Source organism: Pseudomonas sp. FFUP_PS_473 (assembly GCF_002858665.1).
In the GTDB taxonomy this organism is placed as follows: domain Bacteria; phylum Pseudomonadota; class Gammaproteobacteria; order Pseudomonadales; family Pseudomonadaceae; genus Aquipseudomonas; species Aquipseudomonas defluvii.
In genome coordinates this window covers 16,101-29,061 of sequence record NZ_PJQQ01000003.1, presented here as the reverse complement: position 1 = coordinate 29,061, position 12,961 = coordinate 16,101, and the positions used below count along the sequence as shown (strand labels likewise).

The following is a 12,961-nucleotide window of genomic DNA, read 5'->3' as shown; positions in this document are numbered from 1 at the left end:
CATGCACATTGCCAATAAAAACTTCATCGTCAGCGGCGCGGCCTCCGGGCTGGGCGCGGCCACCGCCGAAATGCTCATCGAGGCCGGTGCCCAGGTCATGCTGGTCGACCTCAATGCCGAGGCTGTAGCGGCCAAGGCGCAGGCCCTTGGCCCCAAGACACGTTACGCGGTTGCCGATATCAGCCAGGAAGCCGCCGCCAAGGCTGCTGTGGATGCCGCAGTTGAAGCCTTTGGTAGCCTTCACGGGCTGGTCAACTGTGCCGGCGTGGTCGGTGCCGAGAAGATCCTCGGTAAACAGGGCCCGCACGGCCTGGACAGCTTCAGTCGGGTGATCAACATTAACCTGGTCGGTAGCTTCAATTTGCTGCGTTTGGTTGCGGCGGCCATGGCTGAAACTGAGGCCGGTGCCGAGGGTGAACGCGGAGTGATCATCAACACTGCATCCATCGCTGCCTATGATGGCCAGATCGGCCAGGCAGCCTATGCTGCCTCCAAGGGCGCCATCGCCAGCCTGACGTTGCCGGCGGCCCGTGAACTGGCGCGGTTTGGTATCCGCGTGATGACCATCGCCCCAGGCATCTTCGAGACCCCAATGATGGCGGGCATGCCTCAGGAAGTGCGTGATTCGCTGGCTGCAGGTGTGCCGTATCCGCCACGCCTGGGGCGTCCGCAGGAATACGCGGCGCTCGCCCGTCACATTATCGAGAACAGCATGCTCAACGGCGAAGTGATCCGTCTCGACGGTGCGCTGCGCATGGCTGCCAAGTAATCAGAGAGTAACCATCATGACCCTCGCCAACGATCCAATTGTCATTGTCAGCGCCGTGCGTACCCCCATGGGTGGGCTGCAGGGTGACCTGAAAAGCCTGACGGCCCCGCAACTCGGCGCTGCAGCCATCCGTGCGGCCGTAGAGCGCGCCGGTATTGCCAGCGATAGCGTCGAGCAGGTGCTGTTCGGCTGTGTATTGCCTGCCGGTCTTGGTCAGGCGCCGGCCCGTCAGGCAGCCCTCGGTGCCGGCCTGGACAAGGGCACTACCTGTACAACCCTGAACAAAATGTGTGGTTCGGGCATGCAGGCCGCGATCATGGCCCATGACCTGCTGCTGGCCGGCAGCGCCGATGTGGTGGTGGCCGGCGGCATGGAAAGCATGTCCAACGCGCCGTACCTGCTGGACAAGGCCCGCAGCGGTTATCGCATGGGGCACGGCAAGATCATCGATCACATGTTCTTCGATGGCCTGGAAGATGCCTACGACAAGGGCCGCTTGATGGGCACCTTCGCTGAGGATTGCGCCGAGAAGAATGGCTTCAGTCGCAAAGCCCAGGACGATTTTGCCATTGCCTCGCTGACCCGCGCCCAGCAGGCGATCAAGGACGGCAGCTTCGCCGCCGAGATCGTTCCGGTCGAAGTCACCGTGGGCAAGGAACAGCGTCTGATCAGTGATGACGAACAGCCGCCCAAGGCGCGCCTGGACAAGATCCCGCAACTCAAACCGGCCTTTCGTGACGGTGGTACCGTAACGGCGGCCAACTCCAGTTCGATCTCCGACGGCGCAGCCGCGCTGGTGCTGATGCGCCATTCCCAGGCTGAGCAACGTGGCCTCAAGCCGCTGGCAGTGATCCATGGTCACGCAGCGTTCGCTGACACGCCATCGCTGTTCCCGGTTGCACCGATTGGCGCCATCGAAAAGCTGATGAAGCGCACCGGCTGGAACCTCGGTGAAGTCGATCTGTTTGAAATCAACGAAGCCTTTGCCGTGGTTACCCTGGCTGCCATGCAAGCGCTCGAATTGCCCCATGACAAGGTCAATGTCCACGGTGGCGCTTGCGCCCTTGGCCATCCGATCGGTGCGTCGGGTGCGCGGATTCTCGTCACGCTGCTCTCGGCCCTGCGCCAGAAAGGCCTGCGCCGAGGTGTGGCGGCGATCTGCATCGGCGGCGGTGAAGCCACGGCCATGGCCGTTGAATGCCTGTATTGAGGTCCACCATGTTAGTGAATGACGAACAACAGCAGATCAGCGACGCCGCCCGGCAGTTTGCCCAAGAGCGTCTGCGGCCCTTTGCTGAACAGTGGGACCGTGAGCACCGCTTCCCGAAAGAAGCCATGGTCGAAATGGCTGAACTGGGCTTCTTCGGCATGCTGGTGCCGGAGCAGTGGGGCGGTTGTGACACCGGTTACCTGGCTTACGCCATGGCCCTTGAGGAAATCGCTGCCGGTGATGGCGCCTGCTCGACCATCATGAGCGTGCACAACTCGGTGGGCTGTGTGCCGATCCTCAAGTTTGGCAATGACCAGCAGAAAGCCCAGTTCCTTACCCCGCTGGCCAGTGGCGCCATGCTCGGTGCGTTCGCCCTGACCGAGCCGCAGGCCGGTTCCGATGCCAGCAGCCTGAAAACCCGCGCCCGCCGTGATGGCGATCATTACGTACTGAATGGCTGCAAGCAGTTCATCACCTCCGGGCAAAATGCCGGTGTGGTGATCGTGTTTGCCGTGACGGATCCGGCAGCCGGCAAGCGCGGCATCAGCGCTTTCATCGTGCCGACGGATTCACCGGGCTACCAAGTCGCCAGGGTCGAAGACAAGCTGGGCCAGCATGCCTCCGACACCTGCCAGATCGTTTTCGATGACGTCCGCGTGCCGGTGGCCAACCGCCTCGGCGAGGAGGGCGAAGGCTACAAGATTGCGCTGGCGAACCTGGAGGGCGGGCGCATCGGCATTGCCGCGCAATCGGTGGGTATGGCCCGCGCAGCGTTTGAAGTGGCACGCGATTATGCCCGCGAGCGGCAAAGCTTCGGCAAACCGTTGATCGAGCATCAGGCTGTCGCGTTCCGTCTGGCCGATATGGCAACGCGCATCGCCGTGGCGCGGCAGATGGTGCATCATGCCGCAGCCTTGCGTGATGCAGGGCGTCCGGCGCTGGTGGAAGCCTCGATGGCCAAACTGTTTGCTTCGGAAATGGCCGAGAAGGTCTGCTCCGATGCCTTGCAGACCCTGGGCGGTTATGGCTATCTGAGCGACTTCCCGCTGGAGCGGATCTACCGCGATGTGCGGGTTTGCCAGATCTACGAAGGCACCAGCGACATTCAGCGCATGGTCATTGCGCGTAATCTTTGAAGGGAGCCGTTTGCATGACGTACGAAACCATCCTGTTGGACATCCGTGACAAGGTCGGTCTGATCACCCTCAATCGGCCGCAGGCGCTCAATGCCCTGAACGCGCAGATCGTGAGTGAGATCAACCAGGCGCTGGACCAGCTCGAACGCGACCCGAACATCGGCTGCGTGGTGCTTACCGGCTCCCAGAAGGCCTTTGCTGCCGGTGCCGATATCAAGGAAATGGCCGACCTGCGTTACCCGCAGATCTACGTCGATGACCTGTTCAGCGACGCTGACCGTATCGCCAATCGCCGCAAGCCGATCATTGCTGCCGTCTCCGGTTTCGCCTTGGGTGGCGGTTGTGAATTGGCGATGATGTGCGACTTCATCCTTGCCGCTGACAACGCCAAGTTCGGCCAGCCGGAAATCAACCTGGGTGTGCTGCCGGGCATGGGCGGTACGCAGCGCCTGACGCGCGCCGTAGGCAAGGCCAAGGCTATGGAACTGTGCCTGACCGGTCGCCTGATGGGCGCTGAAGAGGCCGAGCGTGCGGGGCTGGTTGCCCGTGTCGTACCTCAGGCGGAGTTGCTCGACGAAGCGCTGAAGGTCGCTGCCGTTATCGCCAGCAAATCGATCCCGATGACCATGATGGTCAAGGAAAGCGTCAACCGCGCCTTTGAAGTCAACCTCACCGAAGGTGTGCGCTTCGAGCGTCGCGTGTTCCATGCTGCCTTCGCCACTGAAGACCAGAAAGAAGGCATGGCGGCTTTCATCGCCAAGCGCGAAGCACAGTTCAAGGACCGTTAAGGCACCAACTCGCCGGCAAGGCCTGCTTCCGCACACATTGGGCGGTGGGAGCCAGGCCTTGCCAAGGTGCTACGACGCCTCCCAGACCTACTACCAAATAATGAGCCGCCCGCTGCCAACGGCTCATTCGCGGCTATCGACCTGCTGGCTAAGATCGAACCACTGCCTGCCCTTCGGCAGGCCTCGATCAGCAGAGGTTTGCGCATGATTTACGCAGCACCCGGCACCCCAGATGCCCTTGTCAGTTTCAAGCCCCGTTATGGCAACTACATCGGCGGTGAGTTCGTTGCGCCGTTGAGCGGCCAGTACTTCAGCAACAGCTCGCCGGTCAATGGCCAACTGATTGCGGAGTTTCCTCGCTCCAATGCGGCCGACATCGACCGTGCCCTGGACGCGGCCCATGCCGCTGCCGATGCCTGGGGGCGAACCTCGGTGCAGGACCGCTCGCGGATTCTGCTGCAGATTGCCGACCGTATCGAGCAGCACCTGGAAGTGCTTGCCATCAGCGAAACCTGGGACAATGGCAAGGCCATCCGTGAAACCCTGAATGCCGACGTACCCTTGGCCGCTGACCATTTCCGTTACTTTGCCGGCTGCATCCGTGCTCAGGAGGGTGGCGCCGCCGAGATCAATGACACTACGACGGCTTACCATTTCCACGAGCCGTTGGGTGTGGTCGGGCAGATCATCCCGTGGAACTTTCCGCTGCTGATGGCGGCCTGGAAGCTCGCGCCAGCGCTGGCCGCCGGTAACTGCATCGTGCTCAAGCCTGCTGAGCAGACGCCGCTGTCGATTACAGTGCTGGCCGAGCTGGTTGGCGACCTGTTGCCACCGGGCGTGTTGAACATCGTTCAGGGGTTTGGCCGTGAAGCGGGTGAGGCCCTGGCCACCAGCAAGCGCATCGCCAAGATCGCCTTCACCGGCTCCACCCCTGTGGGCTCGCACATTCTCAAATGTGCTGCCGAAAACATCATTCCGTCTACAGTGGAACTGGGCGGGAAATCGCCGAACATTTTCTTCGAGGACATCATGCAGGCCGAACCTGCATTCATCGAAAAGGCTGCCGAAGGCCTGGTGCTGGCGTTCTTCAACCAGGGTGAAGTCTGCACCTGCCCATCACGGGCGTTGGTTCAGGAGTCGATCTACGAGCCCTTCATGGTCGCGGTGATGAAGAAGATCGGCCAGATCAAACGCGGCAATCCGCTGGACACCGAAACCATGGTCGGCGCCCAGGCTTCAGAACAGCAGTACGAAAAGATCCTCTCCTACATGCAGGTCGCCCGCGAAGAAGGCGCCGAGGTGCTCACCGGTGGTGACCGCGAGCGTCTGGCCGGTGATTTGTCCCAGGGCTATTACATCCAGCCGACCCTGCTCAAGGGGCACAATGGCATGCGGGTGTTCCAGGAAGAAATCTTCGGCCCTGTCGTTGGTGTGACCACCTTCAAGGACGAGGCCGAAGCCCTGGCGATTGCCAACGACACCGAGTTTGGCCTCGGTGCTGGCGTCTGGACCCGTGACATCAACCGTGCCTACCGCATGGGCCGCGCGATCAAGGCCGGTCGCGTGTGGACCAACTGCTACCACCTGTACCCGGCCCATGCCGCATTTGGTGGTTACAAGAAGTCTGGCGTTGGCCGTGAAACCCACAAAATGATGCTCGACCATTACCAGCAGACCAAGAACCTGCTGGTGAGCTACGACATCAATCCGCTGGGCTTCTTCTAATTCACGTCCCTTTCAGCCGCTGGATACCTGGCATTTCTGTCAGTGTTCAGCGGCTGCTTTTTTGTGCTCCACTCAGTGCTCGCTTGACGGGATCTGCCCTTGGCAGGGCGCTCGCGTGTGCGCGGCGTATCTGAAGGGCTTGTTGAGGGTATGGCACCAAAGCGCTGCGCCATTTGCTCCCAAAGTAGGAGGCGTGGTTTGCAGGGCAAGTGTTTAATGAAATCACCGCAATCCTGTGGTGCTAGAAGAGGATCGAGCTATGTGGAAAAAGCCTGCGTTCACTGATCTGCGTATTGGTTTTGAAGTGACGATGTACTTCGCCAACCGTTGATCCTTCTCCCGCCGGTCACTGGTTGCAGTGACCGGCGCGGCTTATCTTCGACGACCTTGACGGTCTGATTGCAATCCCGGTCCGATGCTTTAGGCTGGCGCTATCTTAAAAAAAACAAGAAGGCGTTGCATGAGCCCGAACCTGAGCCAGTTGCGTAAGTTCGTCTCCCCGGAAATCATCTTCGGCGCCGGCTGTCGGCACCATGTGGCCAACTACGCCAAGACCTTTGGCGCACGCAAGGTGTTGCTGGTCAGCGACCCTGGGGTGATCGTGGCGGGGTGGGTGGCTGATATCGAAGCCAGCCTGCGTGAGCAAGGCATTGAGTACTGCCTGTACAGTGACGTGTCGCCCAATCCTCGGGTCGAGGAGGTCATGGCCGGCGCTGAGCGTTACCGCAGTGAGCAGTGTGATGTGATTGTCGCCGTCGGTGGCGGTAGCCCAATGGATTGCGCCAAGGGCATTGGCATCGTGGTCGCGCATGGGCGGCATATTCTGGAATTTGAAGGGGTCGATACCATTCGCGTGCCGAGCCCGCCGCTGATCCTGATCCCGACCACGGCCGGCACCTCGGCGGATGTCTCGCAGTTCGTGATCATTTCCAACCAGCAAGAACGGATGAAATTCTCCATCGTCAGCAAGGCAGTGGTGCCGGATGTGTCGTTGATCGACCCGGAAACCACCCTGAGCATGGACCCATTCCTTTCCGCCTGCACCGGTATCGATGCGTTGGTGCATGCCATCGAGGCTTTTGTCTCTACCGGCCACGGGCCGCTGACCGATCCCCATGCCCTGGAAGCGATGCGCCTGATCAACGGCCACCTGGTGCAGATGATCGCCAACCCCGGCGATATCGCCCTGCGCGAGAAGATCATGTTGGGCAGCATGCAGGCCGGGTTGGCGTTTTCCAACGCCATCCTGGGGGCGGTACATGCCATGTCCCATAGCCTGGGCGGTTTTCTCGACCTGCCGCATGGCTTGTGCAATGCGGTGTTGGTTGAGCACGTCGTGGCCTTCAACTACAGCGCCGCCCCCGAGCGTTTCAAAGTGATCGCCGAGACCCTCGGTATTGATTGCCGCGGTTTGAACCACAACCAGATTCGCCAGCGGCTGGTTGAGCACCTGATTGCCCTCAAGCATGCGGTGGGCTTCCATGAAACCCTTGGCCTGCACGGTGTTGGCCTGTCGGATATCCCGTTCCTGTCGCAGCATGCCATGGATGATCCATGCATTCTGACCAACCCGCGTGCCTCGAGCTTGCGTGATGTCGAGGTGGTGTATGGCGAGGCCCTCTGAACCTCGGGCCGATGCCCTTGCCGGGCTGTTAGGGCTGAGCAACCACACCGTTCGCAAGAGCCACTACCCGGAGTTGGCCGTGCGGCTGGAGGAGCTGGAGGCCGAGCGCAATCGTTACAAGTGGCTGTTCGAGCACGCGGTACACGGGATTTTTCAGGCCAGCCTGGACGATGGCCTGCGTGCCGCGAACCCGGCATTGGCACGTATGCTGGGTTACTCGGACCCTCAGGCTGTGTTGTTTGCTCGCAGAGACCTGGGAGGGCATTTGTTTGTCGGTGGGCCGACGGAGCTGTTGCAAATTACCCAGGTGTTGCAGCGCGACGGCGCCTTGCTGGGCTATGAGACACAGTTGCGTCGCCGTGATGGCAGCAGTATCGACGTGCTGATGAACCTGCTGCGTCGACCGGATGAAGAGGGCCTGGTGGAGGGCTTTGTTGCCGATATTACCGAGCGCAAGCAGGCTCAAGAGCGCATGCAACAGCTCAACGATGAACTGGAGCAGCGCGTCACCGAGCGTACCAATGAATTGATTGAGGCTCGCGATGCGGCCCAGGCCGCCAACCGTAGCAAGGACAAGTATCTGGCTGCGGCCAGCCATGACCTGTTGCAACCATTGAATGCGGCGCGGCTGCTGATTTCTACCTTGCGTGAGCGACCTCTACCGGCCACCGAGCAGGTGTTGGTCGAACGCGCTCATCAGGCGCTGGAAGGCGCCGAAGACCTGCTTACCGATTTGCTCGATATCTCCCGGCTGGACCAGGCCGCGATCAAGCCGGACCTTGACCTGTATAGCCTCGATGAGGTGTTGGCCCCATTGGCGTCGGAGTTCCAGCCGGTAGCGGAGGCGGCAGGGCTGAGCTTGCGGGTGCGTAGCGGTCAGCGGGTGATTCATACCGATTTGCGCTTGTTGACGCGGATCCTGCGCAACTTCCTCAGCAATGCCTGCCGATACACCGAGCACGGACGTGTGTTGTTGGGGGCCAGGCGATGTGGTCATTACCTGCGACTTGAGGTGTGGGATAGCGGTAGGGGGATTGCAGCCGATCGCCTGGAGTCGATTTTTCTGGAGTTCAATCAGCTCGACGTTGGTCGTGCGGCTGATCGCAAGGGGGTTGGCCTGGGGTTGGCGATTGTCGAGCGTATTGCCCGCATACTCGACTGCCAGGTGCGTGTGCGTTCCTGGCCGGGGCGCGGCTCGGTGTTCAGCATTGATGTACCGCTGACCCACGATTTGCCACGCCCACCGGCGGCAGCCGTGTTGCCGCAACCCAGTATCGGCAATCCATTGCCGGGGCGCCGTTTGCTGGTGCTGGACAACGAGCTGAGCATTCTCCAGAGCATGGCCTCGTTGCTTGGCCAGTGGGGGTGTGAGGTGCTGACTGCTACAGACCGTGAGAGCGCGCTGGAGGTGCTTCAGGGGCGTGAGCCGGAGCTGATCCTGGCGGACTACCACCTCGACCACGGAACAACAGGCTGTGATGTGGTCATGGACCTGCGGGCGCACTTTGGGCGGCCGATTGCCGCGGTGATGATCACTGCTGATCGTAGCGATCAGAGCCGTCTGGCGATGCAGCGCCTTGGGGCTCCGTTGTTGAGCAAACCGGTGAAACCGGGCAAGTTGCGTGCAGTGTTGAGTCAGTTGTTGGGGTAGTGTGCATTCACGTGAATGCACAAGAAATTGTTACAGTATCTGAACGGTTGGTTCCCGGGAGCCGGGGGCGGGTGCTGCCGTTTGTCTCTTGCAGTACGCCGGCTAGCCCTTTTATTTGCTATAAAGCCTGCGCTCTCGGGCCATCAGGTGAGTATGACCCTTGGTTTTTTCGGGTGCATCCACTGTCTTTTATGTTGCTGAGTACGAATCTCGGCCTTAGACTGCCGCCCCCTGTAAATTGAGTGCCGGATGGTGCTTGAAGAATTCCGCTGAGCGCGCTCGTCGCGAGCAGCACCCGATTCGCCTTAATGCACGTATTTTTTATAGAGAAATCAATGACAAAGGAAAAGTTGCTGGCCATGCCGGCCGATGACTACATGAATGCCGAGCAACTGGCCTTCTTCACCGACTTGTTGCAGTCGATGAAGATCGAAACCCAGGAGCGTATCGAACAGAGCCGTGTAGCCATTGAAAGCCTGGACTCGCCTGCCGATCCTGCCGACGCTGCCTCGGTCGAAGAAGAGCGCCATTGGCTGGTCAACGCCATCGAACGTGATCAGCGCCTGCTGCCACAGCTGGAGATGGCACTGGGCCGAATTGCCGACGAAAGCTTCGGCTGGTGCGATGACAGTGGTGAGCCAATCGGCCTGAAGCGTCTGCTTATCAGCCCGACCACCAAGTACTGCATCGAAGCGCAAGAACGCCACGAGCAGATCGACAAGCACCAGCGTCAGATCTGACGTCAGTACGGGTGTAGCTCAAGGCCCCAGGGATCAAACCCCGGGGCCTTTGCGTTTCTTGTCCTGTATCAAGCACAGTCGTATTAGGTCCAAGGAAGCATAGATAATGGCTTTATAGTGGCGTTTAATGGCGTCACAAAAACGACAGTGTCTATGGAGCTTGAACCATGATGCGAGAAGGATCTCTGCCAGAGGCCATGCTAACACCGCGCCATTCACCCATTGCCAGGCAGGGGTGGGCGGGGGTCGCGCTGCAAAGTCTGGTACTGCTGGTGCTGTTGGCCGCGATGGCATTTGCCGGGCTGTCGTTCTATGTCTGCGCGCCACTGGCCTTGTTGACCCTGGTGCTGCCGCGTTTTCGCCGGCGCGAACCGGATGAAGTGCATCGGGCAGTCGATCCGCTCACTGAGCTGACCCGTGATCTTTCGCGAACTACCAGTCATAACGCCTTGTCGGCAGCGGGTGTGGCATTTTCTGTGAAGCAACTGGCCGGCAAGCTGCAATCGCAACTTGCTTCAGCCGCTCAGATTGTCAGTAGCGCACACGTCATGATCGATACTGAGCAAGCGACCTCGCACCTCAGCCAGCAGGCCTTGGCTGCCGCCCGTGAAGCACACCAGAGCAGTGCTGCCGGGCGTTCGGTGCTTGCAGAGTCGATCCAGCGGATGCATCAGTTGAGTGCCCGTGCCAGCGAGAGTCGCGAGTTGATCGAGGCCTTGCATCAGCGCAGTGAAGACATTGCGCGGGTCACCCTGGTGATTCACACCATTGCCAGTCAGACCAACTTGCTGGCCCTGAATGCGGCTATCGAGGCTGCTCGCGCCGGTGAGCATGGGCGCGGGTTTGCGGTCGTTGCCGATGAGGTGCGCGGCTTGGCCGGGCGAACGGCAACGGCGACTGAAGAGGTCGGGCTGATGGTTGCTGATATCCAGCAACGCACGGCCCAGGTCGTGGAGCAGATTCGTGAGTTGTCCGATGACCTGCACACGGGGGTCGATCAGGTGGAGCACACCGGTGAGCAACTCGACAGCATTGCCGGGCTGGCCGCGGGCGTAGAGCAGCAGATCAGCGAGATTGCCCAAGGTACAGAAACCAACCTGGGCCAACTCGACAGCCTGTTCCGCGCTGTCGAGCAAATGCGCAGCGACCTGCAGGTCAGCGACCAACAGACCCGGCAACTGGCCAAGGCTGCGGTGCAAATGGAAGGGCAGGCCGAGAGCATCAGTGAGCGCTTGGCTGAGGTCGGCCTGGACGAGTATCACCAGCGCATCTACGACCTGGCGCGCGAGGGGGCGCAGAAAATGGCCAGGCAGTTTGAGGCCGATGTCGCACAAGGCCGTATCAGTCTGGATGATCTGTTTGATCGGCACTATCAGGCGATCCCCGGTACTCGGCCCGTGCGTTATCGCACGCGCTTTGACCAGTACACTGACCAGGTTCTGCCGGCCATCCAGGAGCCTTTGCTGAAAGAGCACGAAGGCTTGGTGTTTGCCATTGCCTGCACGCAACAGGGTTATGTGCCAACGCACAACGCAGCGTTCAATCAGCCATTGACCGGCGATGAAGCGCTTGATACTGCGCATAATCGCAGCAAGCGCAAGTTCGATGACCCGACAGGCATTCGATGTGGCAGCCACCAACAGGCTGTTTTGTTGCAGACCTACACCCGCGATACCGGTGAGCTGATGCATGATCTGTCTGTGCCCATTGAGGTTCATGGGCGTCATTGGGGTGGCTTTCGCCTGGGTTACAAGCCGCAGGTGGCGGCTGTGGGCTGAGTGTTTTGTTGCGGCTGATGTAAAACTGCTATGCAGGCGATAGCTTTTTCCCGAGAGGAACGGGTTTTATCATGGCCCTATCGTTAGTTTGCTAATGACGTTCCGGAGGGAATCATGCATAGCAAGGTCGATGTAGCCGTGATGATCGGTTCTGGTGTGCCTGCATCGATGCAGGCACTTGGCAAGCGAGTATGTTGGGTGGTGCTGGTCAATGGCGAGCGTCGAGGCACCGCTTTTGCCAGCCGCAGCGAGGCTCAGGAATGCCGCGCCGCGTGGCTGGATCAGTTGAACAAGGCTGCCAGGGTGGGTGCGGCTCGCCACGCCTGCTGAGTGCACGCCTTCAGCGCTCAAGGTCACGCGCCAGTGCGCAGGCTTCCGTGTGCTGACGGCGAAAGCCTTTGACCCGCCCGGTGGTGTACTCGGTTATGTGAAAGAATCCGATACCTGCAGGTACCACGACGAAGCGGGGAGGCTTGGCAGGGTTTCGACTTTCTACACCACAATACGCGTTGGCCTCTCGACGGAATTCAGTGTTTTCGTGCATATTCAGCTTCCTGTAGTGCATGAGTGATTGCCAGGACACCCCCGCTGATGGGGCTGTTCTTTCAGCTATCGCATGTCTGATGCAATATTGCTGTCAGAAAAAGCTTCCTTGATTGAGGAAATCTGCTGAGAATTCGCCAAAAGGCTTATGCCGGCAGGAAATAGTTAACTTTCCTTCAGGCTTGGGTGTTTATCTGCACGGGATAATCATTCGCTAAACCACTACTATCTTAGCCATTCAAAACAACGTGCCTTGGCCATTGCGCGGCATTGCTGCCAGCGTTGGCAGGGGCGTGATCAGTCGTTGAGGAATTTTTCATTGGCAGTCAGCAATCTGGATATGCAGGCCCTGTTTGTGCTGGGCGATCTTCGGGCCAAGCTGGTCAAACAGTTTCAATCGCGTTTTGTCTATGTCACTGAACAAAGTGCCGAAGGCCTTTACATGGCCGAAATCGACACTGAAGAGGCGTTGGTCGTTGATGACAAGCAGCGTCTGGAGTTAAAGGTCGGCGACCACTTTCGCGCGGCGGTACTGCCCAGTCGTGAGGGCGGTAAGTTGGAAGTTCGATTCCGTGACATCAAACATACGGTTTATGGTCTGGGCGACTATGCCTTCGTATCGACCCCGGACGGCAACGGAATCGTGTTACGTGAAGGGCAGAGTGTGGTGCTGATATTCGCGGCCCATGCACAACTGCAGGAAGGCTTGAGCAAGATTCTCAAGGCGGCCACCGCCAAAGCGGCCAAGTGGCGCAAGGGCGAGATGACCTTCAAGGCCAGCGAATGACGGATGTCGGCACTGAACGGCATGGTCGGGCCGAGTTTCATGCGCAGCACCAGGCGCAGGCGCGCGAATTGGCTGAACAATGGCTTGCGCAGCGTGCACAACTTAAGGCCGCCTGGCTTGATTGGGTTGCCGCGCAACTCTACCAACTAAGCCCGCCGGAGTTTGCTTCGATGGTTCGACGTGAGCTGCAACGCCTTAGCACGTGATCTA

14 protein-coding genes are annotated in these 12,961 nt (G+C 59.8%); 13 read left to right on the top strand and 1 reads right to left on the bottom strand.

Going from position 1 to position 12,961, the window contains the following annotated elements; translation table 11 throughout:
* Window position 1 precedes the first annotated feature (1 nt).
* The 11 genes from CYD26_RS02685 (at window position 2) to CYD26_RS02635 (ending at window position 11,751) form a co-directional block, all read left to right on the top strand.
* Window positions 2–769 carry an SDR family NAD(P)-dependent oxidoreductase gene (locus CYD26_RS02685; protein ID WP_102051747.1) on the top strand — a complete coding sequence of 256 codons (768 nt, stop codon included), beginning with the start codon at window positions 2–4 and terminating at the stop codon, window positions 767–769.
* Between the two features lie 16 nt (window positions 770–785).
* A complete protein-coding gene (locus tag CYD26_RS02680) occupies window positions 786–1,979 on the top strand; it encodes an acetyl-CoA C-acyltransferase (protein WP_102051746.1) in 1,194 nt (397 codons plus the stop codon).
* Between the two features lie 8 nt (window positions 1,980–1,987).
* Window positions 1,988–3,115: an acyl-CoA dehydrogenase gene (locus tag CYD26_RS02675; RefSeq protein ID WP_065759909.1), complete on the top strand. Its 1,128-nt coding sequence runs from the start codon at window positions 1,988–1,990 to the stop codon at window positions 3,113–3,115.
* A gap of 14 nt (window positions 3,116–3,129) precedes the next feature.
* A complete protein-coding gene (locus tag CYD26_RS02670; protein WP_065759910.1) occupies window positions 3,130–3,903 on the top strand; it encodes an enoyl-CoA hydratase in 774 nt (257 codons plus the stop codon).
* 204 nt (window positions 3,904–4,107) lie between these two features.
* On the top strand, window positions 4,108–5,628 hold the full coding sequence (locus CYD26_RS02665; protein WP_102051810.1) for an aldehyde dehydrogenase family protein: 1,521 nt from the start codon (window positions 4,108–4,110) through the stop codon (window positions 5,626–5,628).
* 259 nt (window positions 5,629–5,887) lie between these two features.
* Window positions 5,888–5,959, top strand: coding sequence for a pyrroloquinoline quinone precursor peptide PqqA (gene pqqA / locus CYD26_RS02660; protein ID WP_009394664.1), 72 nt, complete (start codon window positions 5,888–5,890; stop codon window positions 5,957–5,959).
* Window positions 5,960–6,088: 129 nt separating this feature from the next.
* Window positions 6,089–7,252 (top strand): alcohol dehydrogenase-like regulatory protein ErcA, encoded by a 1,164-nt coding sequence (ercA, locus tag CYD26_RS02655; protein WP_065759911.1) that lies wholly within the window; start codon window positions 6,089–6,091, stop codon window positions 7,250–7,252.
* A complete protein-coding gene (locus tag CYD26_RS02650; RefSeq protein WP_102051745.1) occupies window positions 7,236–8,903 on the top strand; it encodes a NahK/ErcS family hybrid sensor histidine kinase/response regulator in 1,668 nt (555 codons plus the stop codon). The genes ercA and CYD26_RS02650 overlap by 17 nt, the downstream gene beginning before the upstream one ends.
* A 335-nt stretch (window positions 8,904–9,238) precedes the next feature.
* The gene (locus CYD26_RS02645; RefSeq protein WP_065759913.1) at window positions 9,239–9,643 is read left to right on the top strand and encodes a TraR/DksA C4-type zinc finger protein; all 405 of its coding nucleotides are present in this window, start codon (window positions 9,239–9,241) and stop codon (window positions 9,641–9,643) included.
* A gap of 167 nt (window positions 9,644–9,810) precedes the next feature.
* Window positions 9,811–11,421, top strand: coding sequence for a methyl-accepting chemotaxis protein (locus tag CYD26_RS02640; protein WP_065759914.1), 1,611 nt, complete (start codon window positions 9,811–9,813; stop codon window positions 11,419–11,421).
* A gap of 114 nt (window positions 11,422–11,535) precedes the next feature.
* Entirely contained in the window at window positions 11,536–11,751 is a 216-nt protein-coding gene (locus CYD26_RS02635) for a hypothetical protein (RefSeq protein WP_065759915.1), read from the top strand.
* A 10-nt stretch (window positions 11,752–11,761) separates the two neighbouring features.
* On the opposite strand, the gene CYD26_RS02630 is transcribed toward CYD26_RS02635, so the two are convergent.
* Complete coding sequence (locus tag CYD26_RS02630; RefSeq protein ID WP_099775316.1) at window positions 11,762–11,965, bottom strand: hypothetical protein; 204 nt, start codon at window positions 11,963–11,965, stop codon at window positions 11,762–11,764.
* Window positions 11,966–12,283: 318 nt separating this feature from the next.
* On the opposite strand from CYD26_RS02630, the gene CYD26_RS02625 reads away from it, so the two are divergent.
* Window positions 12,284–12,751, top strand: a complete 468-nt coding sequence (locus CYD26_RS02625; protein WP_065759917.1) for a hypothetical protein — start codon at window positions 12,284–12,286, stop codon at window positions 12,749–12,751.
* A complete protein-coding gene (locus CYD26_RS02620) occupies window positions 12,748–12,957 on the top strand; it encodes a hypothetical protein (RefSeq protein ID WP_102051744.1) in 210 nt (69 codons plus the stop codon). The genes CYD26_RS02625 and CYD26_RS02620 overlap by 4 nt, the downstream gene beginning before the upstream one ends.
* Window positions 12,958–12,961: the final 4 nt, after the last annotated feature.